This window comes from Winogradskyella sp. 266wxhm (assembly GCF_058964685.1).
Window position 1 is genome coordinate 1,523,699 of sequence record NZ_CM179559.1, and the last position, 18,316, is coordinate 1,542,014.

At 32.9% G+C, this 18,316-nt stretch carries 15 protein-coding genes; 11 read left to right on the top strand and 4 right to left on the bottom strand.

The genetic code is table 11. The features are described 5' to 3' along the window. Positions 1 to 66 precede the first annotated feature (66 nt). From AC2H4K_RS06625 to AC2H4K_RS06640, 4 genes are all read left to right on the top strand, one after another. Positions 67 to 918 (top strand): SH3 domain-containing protein, encoded by an 852-nt coding sequence (locus tag AC2H4K_RS06625; RefSeq protein ID WP_281140514.1) that lies wholly within the window; start codon positions 67 to 69, stop codon positions 916 to 918. Positions 919 to 1,056: 138 nt separating this feature from the next. Then, on the top strand, positions 1,057 to 1,383 hold the full coding sequence (locus tag AC2H4K_RS06630) for an antibiotic biosynthesis monooxygenase family protein (protein WP_281140515.1): 327 nt from the start codon (positions 1,057 to 1,059) through the stop codon (positions 1,381 to 1,383). Positions 1,384 to 1,448: 65 nt separating this feature from the next. After that, on the top strand, positions 1,449 to 3,863 hold the full coding sequence (gene pbpC / locus AC2H4K_RS06635) for a penicillin-binding protein 1C (protein ID WP_281140516.1): 2,415 nt from the start codon (positions 1,449 to 1,451) through the stop codon (positions 3,861 to 3,863). A 53-nt stretch (positions 3,864 to 3,916) separates the two neighbouring features. After that, positions 3,917 to 4,354, top strand: a complete 438-nt coding sequence (locus tag AC2H4K_RS06640; protein ID WP_281140517.1) for a hypothetical protein — start codon at positions 3,917 to 3,919, stop codon at positions 4,352 to 4,354. 59 nt (positions 4,355 to 4,413) lie between these two features. Here the strand turns inward: AC2H4K_RS06640 and AC2H4K_RS06645 are convergent, their stop codons facing one another. Beyond that, entirely contained in the window at positions 4,414 to 5,493 is a 1,080-nt protein-coding gene (locus AC2H4K_RS06645) for an endonuclease/exonuclease/phosphatase family protein (RefSeq protein ID WP_281140518.1), read from the bottom strand. Between the two features lie 137 nt (positions 5,494 to 5,630). Here AC2H4K_RS06645 and AC2H4K_RS06650 point away from each other — a divergent pair, with 137 nt between their 5' ends. The 3 genes from AC2H4K_RS06650 (at position 5,631) to AC2H4K_RS06660 (ending at position 10,293) form a co-directional block, all read left to right on the top strand. After that, positions 5,631 to 8,420, top strand: coding sequence for a carboxypeptidase regulatory-like domain-containing protein (locus AC2H4K_RS06650; protein WP_281140519.1), 2,790 nt, complete (start codon positions 5,631 to 5,633; stop codon positions 8,418 to 8,420). A gap of 28 nt (positions 8,421 to 8,448) precedes the next feature. After that, on the top strand, positions 8,449 to 9,861 hold the full coding sequence (locus AC2H4K_RS06655; RefSeq protein ID WP_281140520.1) for a DUF5689 domain-containing protein: 1,413 nt from the start codon (positions 8,449 to 8,451) through the stop codon (positions 9,859 to 9,861). A 66-nt stretch (positions 9,862 to 9,927) separates the two neighbouring features. Beyond that, on the top strand, positions 9,928 to 10,293 hold the full coding sequence (locus tag AC2H4K_RS06660) for a hypothetical protein (protein ID WP_281140521.1): 366 nt from the start codon (positions 9,928 to 9,930) through the stop codon (positions 10,291 to 10,293). Between the two features lie 56 nt (positions 10,294 to 10,349). Here the strand turns inward: AC2H4K_RS06660 and AC2H4K_RS06665 are convergent, their stop codons facing one another. Then, a complete protein-coding gene (locus tag AC2H4K_RS06665; RefSeq protein ID WP_281140522.1) occupies positions 10,350 to 10,745 on the bottom strand; it encodes a heavy-metal-associated domain-containing protein in 396 nt (131 codons plus the stop codon). A 104-nt stretch (positions 10,746 to 10,849) separates the two neighbouring features. Between AC2H4K_RS06665 and AC2H4K_RS06670 the strand changes: the two genes are divergently transcribed. Beyond that, positions 10,850 to 11,725, top strand: coding sequence for a DMT family transporter (locus tag AC2H4K_RS06670; protein ID WP_281140523.1), 876 nt, complete (start codon positions 10,850 to 10,852; stop codon positions 11,723 to 11,725). 56 nt (positions 11,726 to 11,781) lie between these two features. Here AC2H4K_RS06670 and AC2H4K_RS06675 read toward each other — a convergent pair whose 3' ends face one another. Then, positions 11,782 to 13,863: an insulinase family protein gene (locus AC2H4K_RS06675; protein WP_281140524.1), complete on the bottom strand. Its 2,082-nt coding sequence runs from the start codon at positions 13,861 to 13,863 to the stop codon at positions 11,782 to 11,784. A 19-nt stretch (positions 13,864 to 13,882) separates the two neighbouring features. After that, on the bottom strand, positions 13,883 to 15,202 hold the full coding sequence (locus tag AC2H4K_RS06680) for a M16 family metallopeptidase (RefSeq protein WP_281140525.1): 1,320 nt from the start codon (positions 15,200 to 15,202) through the stop codon (positions 13,883 to 13,885). 301 nt (positions 15,203 to 15,503) lie between these two features. On the opposite strand from AC2H4K_RS06680, the gene rplU reads away from it, so the two are divergent. The 3 genes from rplU (at position 15,504) to AC2H4K_RS06695 (ending at position 18,183) form a co-directional block, all read left to right on the top strand. Next, positions 15,504 to 16,169, top strand: a complete 666-nt coding sequence (gene rplU, locus AC2H4K_RS06685) for a 50S ribosomal protein L21 (RefSeq protein ID WP_281140526.1) — start codon at positions 15,504 to 15,506, stop codon at positions 16,167 to 16,169. Between the two features lie 43 nt (positions 16,170 to 16,212). Next, a complete protein-coding gene (gene rpmA / locus AC2H4K_RS06690; RefSeq protein WP_243473561.1) occupies positions 16,213 to 16,473 on the top strand; it encodes a 50S ribosomal protein L27 in 261 nt (86 codons plus the stop codon). Positions 16,474 to 16,614: 141 nt separating this feature from the next. Then, positions 16,615 to 18,183, top strand: coding sequence for a tetratricopeptide repeat protein (locus AC2H4K_RS06695; protein WP_281140527.1), 1,569 nt, complete (start codon positions 16,615 to 16,617; stop codon positions 18,181 to 18,183). Positions 18,184 to 18,316: the final 133 nt, after the last annotated feature.

Here is an 18,316-nt window from a genome sequence, read left to right on the forward strand (position 1 = left end):
GTCGTCCGGAAGACAAGCATCCTAGAACGTAAACCGCTAAAACGTTAAACTTAAAAACAAGTAATTATGAAAAATTCAAAAATGATTTTAGCGATTGGATTTGTATTCAACATCCTAGTAATAACAGCGCAACAAAATGCTTATGTTGCTGCCGAAAGTGGTTTATCTCTTAGAGAGCAACCCGACATCAATGGTAAAATCCTAAGCAAATTGTCGTACGCCCAAGTCATAAACGTGGTAGAAAATACCAACAAAAGCCTTGTGGTATTAGATAATGGAGAAAAAATAAGTGGTGAATGGGTAAAGGTGGAGACCGACAAATATATTGGCTATGTTTTTAATGGTTATTTATCTCCGACAAAAATTTCAAAAACCATAAGATTGGATTTAGACCATCTTAATATTGAAATTAAAAATTTAGAAACCATAGATTTTAAACGTACGCATCATTTAACACAGCAAGATTCTGCTAAAATAAGAGTAGGTATTGCGGCAACACCTGAAGCCAAGAAAATAGTTTTAGTAGATAATGATTATAAACACGTTAGTTTATTTCAACGCTATGAAAATAGTATGTCTTTTATGAGTGAAGATTCAAAATGTGATGCTACACATTGGAAAAATTATGACACCGAGTGGAAACCTCTAAAGCAATTGAAATCTAATACATTTGAAACTTTAGTGTACACAGAAAATGATTGGCAAAACTTCATTAAAATGGCCATGACAGCGTCACATGAAGAAATCACAGACAAATGCGGTAGTGAATGGCTAAGTTATTTTGGTACTGTGAGAAGTATCAAAGATTATCCTATAAGCGTATCTACAAATCGCGTGTATATAAAGCTTATTTTAACTGATTTCGAGGATAATGTTACTGAAAAAATCATTGAATTTGAAATGCCAGATGATTGTTGAAAAACAGTAGTCAGTTTGGGCATTATCAGAATCTATTAAGACCTGCAAGGTTTTGAGCACCTTGTAGGTCTATTATAAAAAAACAAGAACTTATAACCTACAAGGTTTTAGAAACCTTGCAGGATAGAAAAATTATCTATGAAAAACTTTAAACCTTATTACGCTGTAATCTTCACCTCTACCCAAACTGAAGATATTAATGGCTATACCGAAATGGCTCAAAAAATGGAAGACTTAGCCAAACAACAAAAAGGTTTTATGGGTATGGATAGTGCAAGAAATGCTATCGGAATAACCGTCAGCTATTGGAAAAATTTAGAAGCTATAAAAAATTGGAAAACAAATTCCGAACACCTTTTAGCACAACAAAAAGGACGAGAGCAATGGTACAATTGGTACAATGTGAAAATTTGTAAAGTTGAACGTGAGTACCAATTCCTGCAAAAGCATGAATCTCAAAAATAAAATAGCAAACTGTCATTACGAAGAATGAGGCACGAATAAGAGCCAGTACTGAGCGCAGTCGAAGTATGGTAATCTTACAAACAAGAAACAGATTGCTTCGCTACGCTTGCAAGGACAAATTATTAAATAAATTGAAACTCATAAACTACATAAAACGCCATAAAATCAAATCCGCAATTATTGCTGTGCTACTTGTAGTTTATTATTTCTGCTTACCAAAACAGCTTTTTAAAGATCCTACCGCAACCGTTATTACAAGTTCTTCAAATGTATTATTGGGTGCTAAAATTGCTGATGATGGCCAATGGCGATTTCCTGCAAATGATAGTATTCCAGAGAAATTTAAAACTTGTATTCTTCAATTTGAAGATGAATATTTCTATAAACATCCTGGCTTCAACCCTATTTCAATTTTTAAAGCCTTAAAGGAAAATTTAAGCTCTGGAAGTGTAAAACGTGGTGGAAGCACCATCACCCAACAAGTCATTCGATTATCTAGAAAAGGGCAGTCGCGCACCTATTTTGAAAAGCTAAAAGAACTTATTCTGGCCACACGCTTAGAGTTTAGACATTCTAAAGACGATATTTTGAACCTTTATGCTAGCCACGCACCTTTTGGTGGCAATGTTGTGGGTATTGATGCTGCGGCATGGCGTTATTTTAATAGAGAAGCTTCGCAATTATCTTGGGCAGAAAGTGCCACTCTTGCCGTTTTGCCTAATGCACCAAGTCTCATTTATCCTGGAAAAAATCAAGAACGATTACTTGAAAAACGTAATCGCTTACTCAAAAAATTATTAAATAATGGTACAATAGATGAGTTAACTTATGAGCTTTCTGTTGCGGAAAACTTGCCTCAAAAACCTTATCCACTACCACAAATTGCACCTCATTTGCTTCAAAAAGTTGCTAAGCAATATAAAGGTAAACGTATAAAAACTACTATAGATGTTATACTCCAAGAACAAACTAATGGTATTGTAGAACAACATTACAATAGATTAAAACAAAATGAAATTCATAACATTTCGGTATTGATTCTCGATGTGAACACTAGAGAAGTTTTAAGTTACATTGGTAATTCACCAACCGATAAAGCACATCAGAATAGTGTAGATATCATTGATAAACCTAGAAGTACTGGCAGTATTTTAAAGCCCTTTTTGTATGCTGCTATGCTCGACGCTGGTGATTTACTACCGAACACTTTAGTACCAGATGTCCCTACACAATTTGGAAGTTATCAGCCCGAAAACTATGATAATAGCTACGACGGAGCTGTTCATGCTAATGAAGCTTTGTCTCGCTCGCTTAATGTGCCTGCAGTGAGAATGCTTCAGGATTTTGGTGTGGATCGGTTTTATCACTATTTGAAGCAACTTCATCTTAAAGATTTAAAATACAATGCCAATCATTACGGATTGTCTTTGGTACTTGGTGGTGCGGAAAGTAACCTATGGGATTTGTGTAAAAGCTATGCAGCAATGGCGTCGACCTTAAATCATTTTAGTGCCAATTCTAGTCAATATTTTACACAAGAATTTTGCGAACCTAAATACAATTTTATCACGCCAATTGACTTTGGTAAACTCACTCAAGAAAAAACCATTTTTGATGCGGCTTCGATTTACCTCACGTTTGAAAGCATGAAACAAGTGAACCGTCCTGAAGGTGATGACAGTTGGGAATATTATGATTCTTCGCAAGAAATCGCTTGGAAAACAGGTACCAGTTTTGGGTTTAGAGATGCGTGGGCTATTGGTACTACAAAAAACTATGTGGTTGGTGTTTGGGTTGGCAATGCTGATGGAGAAGGGAGACCAGGTTTGGTTGGTGTGCAAGCTGCCGCTCCTATTTTGTTTGATGTTTTTGATTTGCTACCAAAAAGCGAATGGTTTTCTAAACCTTATGATGAAATGCTTGAAGTGTCTATCTGTAAAAAAAGTGGCTATAGAGCATCTTCAATTTGTAATGATACTGAGAAAAGATATATTCAGCAAAGCGGAAAAAAAACAGAACCTTGTCCTTTTCATAAGTTGGTGCATTTAGATATGTCTGAGCACTTTCAGGTAAATTCTTCATGTGAAGAGGTTTCAAACATAAAAAATAAACCGTGGTTTGTTTTACCGCCTTTACAAGCTTATTATTTTCAGAATAAAAATCCTTTTTATAAACCTTTACCACCTTACCGGAATGATTGTTTAGAAGCTTCAGGAATTAGCATGGAATTCATTTACCCAACCCAACAAAGCACTATTTATTTACCAAAAGATTTTAGTGGAAAAACAAATGAGCTTATTCTTAAAGTGGCGCATTCTAAACCTGAGTTGCGACTCTATTGGTATGTGGACAATGAATATATAGGTACAACAAAAGACATTCATGATTTAGCTTTGTTACCAACAACTGGAGATCATACAATTACAGTTGTTGATGAACTAGGAAACGAGTTGAAACATAAAATTACTATTTCGGAATAGTTGGCTTCACAGTCAAATCCTTATTTTTGTATTTCACATTTAATTCTTCTTTCATGGAAATAGTACAATTTATCCATTCTAAATGGGCCTATTTGGTTCTTGTAGTTTTAATTATTGCTACAGTAAATGCATTAATAAAGTTTTTTGGCAATAAGGAATTTGATCCAAAGGATTTTAGAATTGCGTTGTTTACTTTAATAACAATGCATATTCAACTTCTAATAGGTATAGTCTTATTTTTTATGAAAGATTACTTTGGTACGATAAAAGAAGTTGGTGGTATGGGAGAAGTCATGAAAATACCCGCTTTAAGAAACCTTATTGTAGAGCATCCACTTACTATGATAATAGCAATTGCTCTTGTAACTATTGGGTATTCTAAACATAAAAAGAAATTAACATCGAAACCTAAATTTAAAATGTTAGCTATCTTCTATACGCTAGCTTTGGTTTTGGTTTTAGCTAAAATTCCTTGGAATCTCTGGTTTTAAAACATAAAAAAAGGTGCAATAAGAATTACACCTTTTTTATTTATTACTCTTTATATGAGTTATTTTTTTTCAGTAGAATCGTCTTCGTTTACCTCTTTAATAAGGTAGATGTATACTGGGAAGTGATCACTGTAACCGCCATCTAAACCTGCGTTTACAGTTCTCCATGGGTAACCTTTATATCTCCCTGATTTATTTGTTAAATAGGATTTATTAAAAATACCTGCCTTGTAAAATCTAAATGAAGAATAATCTTTTTCTAAAAAAGGCTGTGTAATCAATATCTGATCAAATAAACTCCATGAATCTCTATAACCCGTAGTTCCTAAGCCCATTTTTTTATATTGATCTTCATATGGGTTATAAATCCCTTTAAACTTAACTTCATCCTTATCTGATTCAGCACCTAATTCTTTACTTATACTTTTATTTGTTGGGTTATCATTGAAATCACCCATAGTAGCAATTTTAGCATAAGGATCGATTGATTGTAACGAATCAATAATACGTTTATTCAATTTACCTGCAGCAACTCTCTTAAATCTACTTCTTGCTTCACCACCACTTCGAGACGGCCAGTGATTAACAATAACATGAATAAGTTCACCATCCAATTCACCACTTACAACAAGCTGATCTCTTGTGTAAACACGCTTTCTAGTATTATCATCATAAATTTTTAACTCATGCTTCTTAGAGTTAATTGGCTTGAATAAAGCTTTTTGATACAATAAAGCCACATCAATACCCCTTGCATCAGGGGAGTCAAAATGTACAATACCATAATCTTTATGCAAAAGTTGTGGGTCATTAACAAGATCTACTAAAACCTGTCTGTTTTCCATCTCACAAACACCGATTATTGCAGGTGAATTTCCTGTATCTTCAGATCCGATATCTGCAATAACTCTTGCCATACTCTGTATCTTTTTGATATAAGCCGCAGATCTGTATGACTCATTCATCTCCATCATCGGACTTGCCTCATCATACTTTGTTGGATCATTAATAGTGTCGAAAAGATTTTCTAAATTATAAAATGCTACTGTATGTATTTTATAACGCTTTTTTTCTTGAGCGTTTACACTAACAAATATCATTGTTAATAAAAATAAAATACTGAGTTTTAAGTTTTTCATTTAACGTATGTTATGTTATCATTAATTACAAATCAAATCTCGCGCCAAAAGTATGTATTTATTATAAAAGATGTAAATTTGCACGCCCTAAATAACCTTTATTTAATCTACAAAGACTATTAACTTTAAAATTTGACATGAAAAAAAGTTTAATTATTTTATTATTTGGAGTTTTTTCATCGTTTGCGATGGTAGCCCAAAACACTATTATTAAAGGTAGTGTAATAGATGCTACATCGTCAGAACCAATTCCAGATGTCACAATTACCATTGAAGAGACTGAACAGACCACAATAACTAATGGTTTTGGTGAGTTTATTTTCTCTGAAAATGTTCCTCTAGGTGAACAGGTATTAAAAATATCTAAGCCTGGTTATGTAACAAAACGTTATCCTATTATTGTAAATGAAGGACAAACCGTTAATATTACGGATATGATTCTTGATGCTGATACATCGAGTGCTCAAGACTTATTTACAATTACATTATCTGACGACGAGCTTAATGATGATACCAGTGGAGCTGATAATATTTCTGGTTTATTGGCGTCTTCACAAGATATTTTCCAAAGAACTGCAGCTTTTGAATTTAGTTCTTCATTCTTTAGAGTAAGAGGTTTAGACTCTGATAACGGTACTGTTTTAATTAACGGTATTGAAATGAATAAAATCTACAATGGTAGACCTCAGTGGAGTAATTGGGGTGGTCTTAATGATGTTGTTCGTAATCAAGTATTAACTACAGGTTTAACACCTTCTGAATATAACTTTGGTGGTGTATTAGGTACAACAAATATTATTACTAGAGCTTCTAGCTATAGAAAAGGTGGTCGTGTAACTTACTCTTCTTCTAACAGAAGTTATACTAATAGAATTATGGCTAGTTATGCTTCTGGATTATTAGAAGGTGGATGGTCTTATGCCTTTATGGCTGGTAGAAGATGGGGAGATGAAGGCTACCAAGACGCTACTTTATACGATGCAAACTCTTTCTTTGTTTCTATAGAAAAGAAAATCAATGATAAGCACAGTATTAATTTCACTTCTATTTATGCACCTAACAGACGTGGAAAATCTTCACCAAACACTCAAGAAGTATACGATTTAAAAGGTATTAAGTACAATGAATATTGGGGCTATTTAGATGGAGAAAAGAAAAACTCTCGTGTTAAAGAAACAGAAGAACCAATTTTAATGCTTAACCATTATTGGGATATTAGTAGTAAAACTTCTTTAAATACCAATGTTGCTCATCAATGGGGAAAATTAGGAAACAGTCGTTTAGACTTTCCTGGTGGTGCCAACCCAAGTCCTGCTTATTATCAAAAATTACCTAGTTACTTCTTAGCTGATAGTGATGGCCCAGATTATGCTGGAGCTTATGAGGCTGAGCAAGAATTTATTAATGATGGACAGATTGATTGGAATCGTATAATTGATGCCAATATAACAAATAATACTGCTGGCGAATATGCAGCTTATGCACTATACGAAGATAGATCTGATGACACTCAAACAACAGTTAACACAATATTTAATAGCGAGTTAACTGAGCGCATAATGCTTAATGCTTCTGTTAATTACAGACATTTGAAATCTGAGAACTTTGCTGAAATCATTGATTTACTAGGAAGTGAAACAGGTGTATTAAATGTAGATTCATTTGATGGGTTTCAGTTTGATTTAAACAATCCTGACCAAGTGGCTTTTGAAGGAGATAGATATAGATACAATTATAATCTATATGCAGATATCATTTCTGGTTATGCTCAAGGTGTTTTTAAGTACAATAAAGTAGATTTTTACTTAGCTGGTAGTGTAACTAAAACAGAATACCAAAGAGAAGGTTTATACCTTAATGAAGCTAATATCAATAATTCTTTTGGAAAAGGAGATAAACTAGATTTTACTGGGTTTGGTGCTAAAGCAGGATTTACTTATAAAATATCTGGTAAGCATTTAATTGATGTTAACGGAGGTTATATAACACGTGCCCCTTCATTACGTAACACCTATTCTAACGCTAGGGTAAATAATGATGTTGTTGGAAAGGTAAATGGTGTTAATGTTACAGGACAAGAAATTACAGAAGAAAAAATAACTTCTTTTGATGCAAGTTATATCTTTAGATCACCAATAGTTAATGCAAAATTAACAGGTTTTTACACCAAGACTGAGGATGCTAATGAAATATCATTCTACTACGCTGATGGTATCGGTGGTTTCTTTGATGAACAAGGTAATGTAGAAACAAACAACTTAATATCTGAAGTATTACAAGGGGTAGACAAAAGACATATTGGAGCCGAACTAGGTGTTGAGGCTCAAGTGACACCAACAATAAAATTAAAAGGTGCTGCTTCTTATGGTCAATATACTTATGAAAATAATCCTAACTTATATATTTCTGCAAACGACAGATCTGCTTTCTACGGTGAGTCTAAATTAAAGGATTACAGAGTAGCAGGTGGACCTCAAAAAGCTTACTCTGTAGGTTTTGAATATAGAGACCCTGATTACTGGTGGTTTGGTGCAACAGCAAACTTCTTTGCTGACACTTATGTAGATGTTAGTCCACTTTTACGTACTAATAGTTTCTACCAAGAGCCTACAGACGGTTTACCTATGAACGATTATGATCCAGAAATCGCTAGAGGATTATTAAAACAAGAACGTTTTGATGATTATATGGTGGTAAATTTAATTGGTGGTAAATCTTGGAAAATAGATGATTATTACATCGGTTTCTTTGCTAGCGTTGGTAACATTCTAGACAAAGTATATAAAACTGGTGGTTTTGAGCAAGGTAGAAATGCTAATTATAGAGAATTACTAGAAGACACAACCAACCCTAAAAGACGTTTTGGTTCAAAATATTGGTATGGACGTGGCGCTAACTACTTTTTAAATGTATATTTTAGATTCTAAAAAAACTATGAAAAATAAATTTCAAATTATGAAAACAACTAAATTACTAACACTTTTACTTGCTGCCTTTGTAAGTATTGCTATTACATCTTGTGTGGAAGATGACGACTACAGCATTCCTAATAGCCTAGGAGAGGAAGAGAATAGATTATTGAACGAAATTTTAGATGATCTTAATTCAGAAGAACCTGAATATGAAGAAGTATCAATAGCTGACTTAAAATTACTATATGAAACTTATGAGGCTGGACAAAGCGGTTTTGACTATGACCACTTTATTCAAATTCCTGATAATCTTGTAGTAAAAGGTTATGTAACTTCATCTGATGCTACTGGTAATTTCTACAAGGAATTTTATATGCAAGATTCACCAGAAAATCCAACAGCTGCAATTGGTGTTATTTTAAATCAAGTTGACTCTTACAACCAATTCAATGTAGGTCGCGAAGTATATGTTAAGCTAAAGGATATGTACCTTGGTTACAACTCTAACGAAGTAATTTCTATTGGAGGTATGCCAGACGAGGATGAAGTAGGTCAGTTTACAGCAAACCAAATTCCAACAAAAATTCTTAGATCCGGTACAACAGAAACAATGGTGCCATTAGAATTAAATTTATCTGAAATAAATGAAAGTCACGTTGGTATGCTTGTTACATCATATGATGTTGAATTCCCTGAAAGCTTAAGCGGTAGTACTTATGGTGACCCAACACAAGATTTTGATACACAAAGAACAATTCAATCTTGTGAAGGTTTTGGATACTCAAACTTCTTATTAGAGACTAGCTCTTTTGCTAATTTTTATTACACTCCACTTCCTACACAAAACGGTGGTACTATTACTGCAGTTGTATTAAAATCTTTTGGAGGTGATAATTTAGTATTACTCTTAAATAATACTAATGATGTAGATTTTGAAAGTGATAGATGTACACCTCTTGATATTAATGATTTTACAGTAGTATTCGAAGACGGATTTGATAACAACCTAAACAATTGGTCTACTTATAACGTAACTGGTGCTCAGATATGGGGAACTACTAACTTTGGAAACCCTGCACCTAGTGCATATATGAATGGTTACTCTAGTGGTGCACAAGAAAATGAAGATTGGTTAATCTCTAATGCTATTGATTTATCTGGTGTAACAAACACTTTCTTTTTCTTTGAAACAGATAAAAGGTATGATGGTAATGATTTAGAAGTTTACATGTCTACAGATTATTCTGGTGGAGATCCAAACACTAGCGGAACTTGGACTATGCTAGACGCTACTATGGACCCAAATGCTAATAGCTGGAACACATGGACTAACTCAGGAAATGTTGATGTTTCTGCTGCTGATGGACAAATGTTGTATATCGCTTTTAAATACACATCTACATCGTCTGCTGCTGCAACTTTTGAACTAGACAACGTAACTGTTTTAGGACTTTAAAATATATAAGTTATTAAGTACAAAAACCTGCTTACTGCAGGTTTTTGTTTTTTTCTTAAGGTTTTTATGCTAGACACATATTACATTTCTATTCTCAATTCTTATAAGAAGAAAGGATTAGGTAAAAGGAGCCTAAAGTTAGCATCAATTTATATCAATCTTTTAGAAGCGTCTATTGTTCTTCTTTTAGGATCTTTCTTAATAGTGTTTGCATCGCAGATGAAGTTAGTTATAATGTCTTCTACTAAGTTTTGGGTACTTTTCGCAGTGGTTTCCCTTTTCATCATTTTTAAAAACTGGATGCGTTACAACGGTAAGAGAAGGAATGTTTTAAATGCAAAAATGAAGTCTAAGCAAACATCCATTTATTTGTTATGGCTTTTACCTTTTGGCTGTATTGCTTTAGCCTTAATTATTCTACAAGCACAATAAAAAAAACGCTATCAAAAAATTGATAGCGTTTATTATGTTTTATAATTTTTTATTCTTTATTTCTCAGATTTAAAGTCTTCAACAACTTTCATATCTTTTACCTTATATACTTCACCTACTTTTGCCACAGTAGCTTCAATAGATTTAGGAGTAACTTTAGCCTCATCATATTCTACCATAGCTAACTTTTTATCAAAATCTACTTTTGCAGATTTTACACCTTCCATTTTAGCCACTTTCTTTTCAATAGTCTTAGCACAACCCATAGCACAAGTCATACCTTCAATATTAAATTCCACTTTAGCGTAAGTAGCATTTGGATCTAAATTTTGAGCCACATCTTTTTCAGAAACTTCAATACCTACAGTTTTTACTTCAGGCTCTGATTGATTTTTACAAGATGTAAGTGCTACAGTTATAATTGCAACAAGAAAAATATTTTTAATAAACATTGTAATGTATTTATTTGGATTAAAAATTTGGATAAATCTAATAAATATTGATGTTTTCTGCGAAATAATTAACGATTTTTGTGATTACTTTCAGTAGTTTTTGTATGAAAAACCTTAATTTAAAATGGGTCTACCTAATTGTTCTTTCAATTATTTGGGGAAGTTCATTTATTCTGATCAAAAAATCTCTTATTGGTCTTACACCATATCAACTTGGAGCATTAAGAACTATAATAACAGGAATAATATTATTAGTTGTTGGTTATAGGAAATTGAAAACTGTCAACAAAAACAAATGGAAATGGATTGCTTTATCTGGTTTTTTAGGCTCATTTTTTCCTGGATTTTTATTTGCTATTGCCGAAACTCAAATTGATAGCGCTGTTGTTTCAATATTAAATTCATTAGTTCCTTTAAACACTATACTATTTGGTTTTGCTGTTTTTAAAATAGCTTCAACAAAACGTCAGATTATTGGTGTAATAATAGGTTTTATAGGAACTTGTATATTGATATATAAAGGCTCTGAATTAAACCCGAATCAAAATTACCTATTTGCTCTTTTTGTTATTGTCTCTACCTTAATGTATGCAGCAAATGTGAATATTATAAAGCGTTATTTACAAAATGTGAAACCCTTGGCTATTGCTTCTGGTAACTACGCATTTATAATTTTACCTGCATTTATAGTCCTTTTGTTTACTGATTTCTTTTCTAGTGAAACATTAAATAATACCGCATTGCCAAAAGCTTTACTGTATTTATTAATCCTTTCTATTTTTGGTACGGCTATGGCCAAAGTTCTTTTTAATAAGCTAGTTCAGATGTCTACTCCTGTTTTTGCATCTTCTGTAACTTATATTATTCCTATAACAGCATTAATTTGGGGAACATTAGATGGAGAATCATTTAGTCTGATACAAGCTCTAGCTACTTTGCTTATATTATTAGGTGTCTATTTAGCTAATAGAAGAAAATAATCATACAAAAAAAGCCGAAGTTTAAACTTCGGCTTTTTTATTATAGGTGGTATCTATTATTTGAAATCTTCTTCAGTTACCCCTTCGTTTATTTTAATATCTGTCATATTAAATTCAAAACTTTGTGGTCCTGTTGTAACTTTCATAGTATTTGGCATCATTACACCATTTACTTCTTTATAGTCTGAAAAGTCAGTCACTGTAACAATCGACTGCCCACTAGCTTCTGAAGTTTCTTCAGTTCTCACTAAGAATCCAGTTTCAACATCATAGTATCTTACATCTGCTGGACCATCTGAATTGGCTACACTAATTTTATAGACGTCTTTTCCTTCAATAGTTGCAACACTTTCTAAAGTGATTGTTGAAGCATCTATATACAGTTCTGGGTATAATCCTTTTTCTTCTTTTCTAGAGTTTACCTCAGTTTCACCCATAGGAATTTTTTGACCTTGACCTTCTTGGTAACCATTTTCACCATCAAAATTTTGTTTCATAACAGTTCCCATACCTTCTATCATTAGTTCCATAGAAGATTTGTTTGGTGCCATTTGTTTCATAACAGCTGTTGGCTTATATGGTGCACCAGGAATTGTAACATCGGCATTCATTAAAACAGTATTAACATTCTTAAGGTTGTCTTCTCCTCCAACAGCAGCAATATAACCTTTAATTACTGATTGAGCTGTAACACCTTCTGGAATTGGCTTAGAAAAAACTGGCTTTTCAGTTGGTTCTGCATAAGTATCATAATACTTGATAGGGATTCCTGTTTTTTCAAGGTTTTCTAATACTTCACTTCCTTTACCAACTACAATTACACGAGCATTTTCAGTCTTGAAATACTTATTAGCTACACGCTGAACGTCTTCTTTTGTTACTGCATTGATTTTTTCTAAATAAGTTGAGTAAAAATCCTTCGGTAAATCGTTAAGCTTGATATTTAAAGCATAGTTAGCAATAGTTTGCGGACGCTCTAAAGCCAAAACAAAATCACCAACATACTTAGCTTTTGCGTTTGTTAAAGCATCTGTTTCTACTGGTTCAGTTTTGATACGGTTGATTTCCTTTAAAGTTTCAACAACAGCACTATCAGTAACAGCATTTCTTACAGAAGCACCAGCAGTAAAACGTGAAGCATTCCATCTGCTTGTTCCTACGTTAGAACGCGCACCATAAGTATAACCATGCTCTTCTCTTAAATTCATATTTAGGTAACTATTAAAACCACCACCTAAAATTTTATTAGCAATTAAAACTGAATGATAATCTTCGTCATTCATTTTTAAATCTACATTGTTAGTCAAAGAAATATTAGACTGAACAGCGTTTGGCATATCCACAAAATTAATCTGTGTGTATTGTGCATTTGGTGCAGGCTCAGGGATTGTAACATCTACACCGGCTGCTTCCTCCCACTTACCAAAATACTTGCTTAGTTGTTTCTTAACATCTCTACTTTTAACATCTCCTACAACAACGATATAAGCATTGTTTGGATTAAAGTATTTTTCATAGAATGCTAATACATCACCAAACTCAACATTGTTAACAGTTTCTTCAGTTGTAAATTCACCTCTAGGGTGTTTTTTACCATAAGACAAAGCTCCACCAACTCTCCCAGCTATAGCGTCAACACTTTTTGCTTCAGATTTTAAGCTTTCTAGTAACTTTTCTTTTTCCTTTTCAAACTCCTCCTTTGTTAATAAAGGATTCATTGCTGCATCTGCCATTAATTCAACTATTCTATCAGAATATTTAGTTAATGAGCTTGCGTAAGCACTTTGAGCTCCAAAAAATAAGCTTGCTCCTAAAAAGTCAATCTCATCATTAAACTCATCTTTTGAAATGGTTGTTGTTCCGTTTCCTAACATTGCAGAAAGTAAGCTAGAAACACCAGCTTTTTTACCTTCCGTAATAGGCTTATTATCTATTGTTAAAGTATAAGATACTCTTGGTAATTTGTGGTTTTCAACTACAAGAACTTTGATTCCGTTCTTAAGCTCAAACTCATCAGGAACCTCTAAAGTAATTTTAGGTGCTGGTCCCGGTTTTGGCATTACCGATCTATCTATTTGTGCATTTACGCCTACTGCCATTAAAAACAATACAATAAATGCAGGTATTTTAGCTTTCATATTAAAATTTGTTTTCATCTTATTGTTCATCTTTTTTTGGTAAATACTCAAGTACTAATCTTTGGTTAGGATTTAAGTACTTTTTGGCAACGTCTCTGATTTCTTCTCTTGTTATTGAACGGTAAATATCAATTTCATTATTGATAAGATTTACATCATCATATAACATGTAGTAACGTGCTAAAGAATTTGCAATACCAGAAATACTAGAATTTGAGCTTACAAAGTCATTCTCAAATTGATTTTGAAGTTTTTGGTAATCACGCTCAGAAATTAATTCTGTTTGAATCTTTACGATTTCTTCATCCATCTCTGCTACTAACGTGTCTAAAGAAACTTCACCTAATGGCAAACCAAATAAAGCATAAACACCATAATCTTCTTGACTTATGTTTACAGCTTGTACAGCTAGAGCTTGTTTTTGCTCATCTACCATTTTCTTGTATAAAACCGAACTTTTACCACCACTTAGGTAACTAGAAATCATATCTAACACATAAGCATCTCTTTCTTTAAAAGAAGGAGTTCTATAAGCAGCTATTACTGCTGGTATTTGAATGTTAGAATCATAAGCTGTTCCTTTAATAGCTTCTGTAATTGGCTCTTCTTTTGGTAAATCTCTTGTAATTTCTTCACCTCTTGGAATAGGCCCAAAGTATTCCTTAATCATTTTCTTTACCTCAGCCTTATCAATATCACCAGCTACAACCAATACAGCATTGTTTGGCACATAGAATTTTTTATTGAATGCTTGAAACTCCTCTAAAGTAGCTGCATCTAAATGCTCCATTTCACCAATGGTTGTCCCTTTATAAGGATGAACTTTAAACAGACGTTTTTTTACTTCTGCCAAAAGATTTCCATAAGGTTGGTTATCTACACGAAGTCGCTTTTCTTCTTTTACAACTTCATTCTGAGTATCTACACCAATTTGATTAATAATTGGGTGCATTAAACGCTCAGACTCCATCCAAAGACCTAACTCAACACTATTTGATGGAAAAACTTCATAATAATACGTTCTATCATCTGTGGTATTTGCATTATTACTTCCTCCTTGAGATGTTACTATTGTAAACCACTCACCTCTTTCAATATTCTCTGTACCTTCAAACAATAAATGTTCAAAAAAGTGTGCAAATCCTGTACGTTCTGGATTTTCATCCTTAGCACCTACGTGATACATAACTGATGTTGTTACAACTGGTGCCGAATTATCTTGATGCAAAATAACATGCATCCCATTATCTAAATTGTACTCTTCAAACTCTACTTGTTGCGCATTGGAACCAAATCCAACTAACGCTAAAAGCGAAAGAGTAAATAAGCTTTTTTTCATTATTAAAATGTTTTTTAAAATTTAAATTCTACTAGTGTTTGTATTAGTTGAGTGTAAAATGTTACACGAAGCCCCACAAAAATAAGGAATGATTCCGCTTTTTAACATAATAAAATGTGAAAACTATATAAAAAAGCTTTCTCATTTTTGAAGGAACTATAAAATCCTCAGCAAATAAGCACGAAATGGTACTGAAAAGCCTTAAAACGTTTGTAGATTAAGAATTTAGAACTATATTTGCATCCGCTTTCTGAAAAGGAGGCTTTTTAATTAACAAACAAATTAATAAAAACGTTACGCTATGTACGCAATTGTAGAGATAGCAGGGCAGCAATTTAAAGTTGCAAAAGACCAAAAAGTTTTTGTTAACCGTTTATCTACTGAAGAAGGTAAAAACGTTGATTTTGACAACGTTCTTTTAATAGGTGATGGTGACAATGTAACTGTTGGCGCCCCAGCTATAGACGGAGCACAAGTAAGTGCAAAAGTCTTAAAGCACCTTAAAGGTGACAAAGTAATAGTTTTCAAAAAGAAAAGACGTAAAGGTTACCGTGTAAAAAACGGTCACAGACAAGCCTTAACTGAAATCGTAATTGAAGGTATTACTACTTCTGGAGCTAAGAAAGCTGCTCCTAAGAAGGAAACTAAAAAGGCTGAACCTAAAGCTGAAAAAGCCGCTCCTAAAGCAGCAGCTAAAAAAGCAACTGGTAAAGCTGATGATTTAAAGAAAATTGAAGGTGCTGGACCAAAAGCTGCTGAAGCTTTAGTAAACGCTGGATATGAAACTTTTGCTAAAGTAGCTAAAGCAACTCCAGAAGAATTAAGTAATGTTCTTTCTGAAGCTAGCTCTAGATTAGCTCACATCGTTACAGATACTTGGCCAAAGCAAGCTAAATTAGCTGCTGATGGTAAGTGGGACGAATTAAAAGAATTACAAGACAAATTAGACGGTGGAATTGAAAAGTAATTTTTCTAATCCATTAATATTAACAAAATAAAACCTTAAGACAATGGCTCATAAAAAAGGAGTTGGTAGTTCTAAAAACGGTAGAGAATCAGAATCGAAACGCTTAGGTGTAAAGATTTTTGGTGGTCAAGCTGCTGTTGCAGGGAACATAATCGTAAGACAAAGAGGTAACACTCACCACCCAGGTGAAAACGTATACCAAGGAAAAGACCACACTTTACATGCTAAAGTTGATGGTATTGTAACATTTACTAAGAAGAAAGACAATAAGTCTTATGTTTCTATAGCTCCATTTGAAGCTTAAGAAACTAGTTTCTTAATAAAATAAATTAAAGCGGTTAGAAAATTTCTAACCGCTTTTTTATTTGATAACATTTTCATCATAAAAATTACAGGTTTAAATAACATTGGTTGCGTTTATTTATGAGTTTAAAATAAAGCGATCTTGAGTTTTCACAAAACCCTTTTTTTTATATATCTTTTAATTTCCGGAATTGCCAATTCGCAGTCTTTAAAAAATAATGAACAGTTAGACCAACAATTATACAAATTAAAAGATAGACTAGAATCTGCAAAAGCAGAATCAAACACTCAAAAAATAGCCAAAACCTATATTGATCTTGGAAATTTCTTCAAGAATATTGAGCTTTATGCAGAAGCATTAAAGAACTATCAGGCTTATTTAGATATTCAAAAAAAACAAGACTCTAGCTCTGTATACGTTTATAGCGCACTGGCTTCTATAGATCTCGACCTTAAAAAGTTTAATGAAGCTAAAAAATACTCACATATAAGTCTCAAACTTTCTAAAACTATCGGCTATGAAAAGGGTAAAGCAGAAGCAAATGCCTTATTAGGTAGTATTGCTGAAAAACAAAGTGATTATGACAATGCTTTAAAACATCAAAATATAAGTCTTGCTATTTTTAAAAAGCTAAATGACAGTACTGGTCTTGCAACGGTAAACGAAAACATTGGAAGTATTTATGAAGACCTAGAACAATATGATCTTGCATTGAGTTATTTTAAAAAAGCACATGAATTTGCGAAGCATAGTAACTCAAATTTACAGATAAACATTATAAATAATCTTGGTGATGCCAACCGTAAGACCAAAAATTTTGAAAAAGCTCTCCGCTACACAGAAGAAGCACTAAAATTAGCACAACAAACTAATAATGCGTCTCAAATTGAAAGTGCCTTAAAAGATCTTGCAAGAACCTATGCAAGAACAGGAGATTTTGAAAAAGCCTACAACTACCTCAACAATCAAAGTATTGTAAATGAAAAAGAGCTCAAAAGAAATAATACTGAAATGGTTAGTGCCATGCAAGTACTTTATGATGTTAAGGAAAAAGAGGCGGAAGTTAAACTACTGAATAAAGAAAATCAAATAAATAAAGTACGCCAATATGTTATTTTGATAACTACAGGAGCAATAATTCTGGCATTAATAGTAGGTTTTATTTACTGGAAAAAAAGACGAAAACATGAAAAGCATATTTTAGAATACCAACAACAATTACTTCAGGCAGATTTAGATAAGAAAACCGCCGCAGAAGAAGCCTTAAAGCGTGAAATAGACATAAAAGTATCCTCTCTTACTAATTACAGTCTTCATATTGCTCATAAAAACAAAATGCTGTCAGATGTTTCAAAAACATTAACCAAAATACAGGGAAGAAATAATGAACTTGTTCAAAAGAAATTAAAACACTTAGTAAAAGACATTGAACAAGATCTTAACCAAAATAACGAGTGGACAGAACTTATGGGCTATTTTGGACAAATTCATCCAGATTTTTTCAAAATCATTAAAAAAATCGCACTAAAAAAACTTTCGTCTTCCGAGATGCGACTTTGCATGCTGCTAAGGCTTAATTTATCATCTAAAGAAATAGCAGATATTCTTCACATTACTCCAGATAGTGTTAGAATTGCGCGTTACAGATTAAGAAAAAAGCTTCCCTTAGATTCTAACGATGATCTTCAAGCCTATTTACTCAATTTATAATTTATATTTCTCAAATCTTTTCCAAATGTTAAGCCAGTGTAAATGTTGCCTTGTTTTATAGCCATTTTACAGGGTTCTATTACTTTTTGTTAACAATAGCTTCAGGTAAAAAAAAGGGTTTCATTCTAGTTTT

Excerpts from the sequence above, each read along its gene's own strand:
- AC2H4K_RS06680 (WP_281140525.1), bottom strand. The coding sequence starts at position 15,202 with ATGAAAAAAAGCTTATTTACTCTTTCGCTTTTAGCGTTAGTTGGATTT.
- AC2H4K_RS06625 (WP_281140514.1), top strand. The coding sequence starts at position 67 with ATGAAAAATTCAAAAATGATTTTAGCGATTGGATTTGTATTCAACATC.
- rpmA (WP_243473561.1), top strand. The coding sequence starts at position 16,213 with ATGGCTCATAAAAAAGGAGTTGGTAGTTCTAAAAACGGTAGAGAATCA.
- AC2H4K_RS06675 (WP_281140524.1), bottom strand. The coding sequence starts at position 13,863 with ATGAAAGCTAAAATACCTGCATTTATTGTATTGTTTTTAATGGCAGTA.
- AC2H4K_RS06660 (WP_281140521.1), top strand. The coding sequence starts at position 9,928 with ATGCTAGACACATATTACATTTCTATTCTCAATTCTTATAAGAAGAAA.
- AC2H4K_RS06630 (WP_281140515.1), top strand. The coding sequence starts at position 1,057 with ATGAAAAACTTTAAACCTTATTACGCTGTAATCTTCACCTCTACCCAA.
- AC2H4K_RS06665 (WP_281140522.1), bottom strand. The coding sequence starts at position 10,745 with ATGTTTATTAAAAATATTTTTCTTGTTGCAATTATAACTGTAGCACTT.
- rplU (WP_281140526.1), top strand. The coding sequence starts at position 15,504 with ATGTACGCAATTGTAGAGATAGCAGGGCAGCAATTTAAAGTTGCAAAA.
- AC2H4K_RS06650 (WP_281140519.1), top strand. The coding sequence starts at position 5,631 with ATGAAAAAAAGTTTAATTATTTTATTATTTGGAGTTTTTTCATCGTTT.
- AC2H4K_RS06670 (WP_281140523.1), top strand. The coding sequence starts at position 10,850 with ATGAAAAACCTTAATTTAAAATGGGTCTACCTAATTGTTCTTTCAATT.
- AC2H4K_RS06645 (WP_281140518.1), bottom strand. The coding sequence starts at position 5,493 with ATGAAAAACTTAAAACTCAGTATTTTATTTTTATTAACAATGATATTT.
- AC2H4K_RS06640 (WP_281140517.1), top strand. The coding sequence starts at position 3,917 with ATGGAAATAGTACAATTTATCCATTCTAAATGGGCCTATTTGGTTCTT.
- AC2H4K_RS06655 (WP_281140520.1), top strand. The coding sequence starts at position 8,449 with ATGAAAACAACTAAATTACTAACACTTTTACTTGCTGCCTTTGTAAGT.
- pbpC (WP_281140516.1), top strand. The coding sequence starts at position 1,449 with ATGGTAATCTTACAAACAAGAAACAGATTGCTTCGCTACGCTTGCAAG.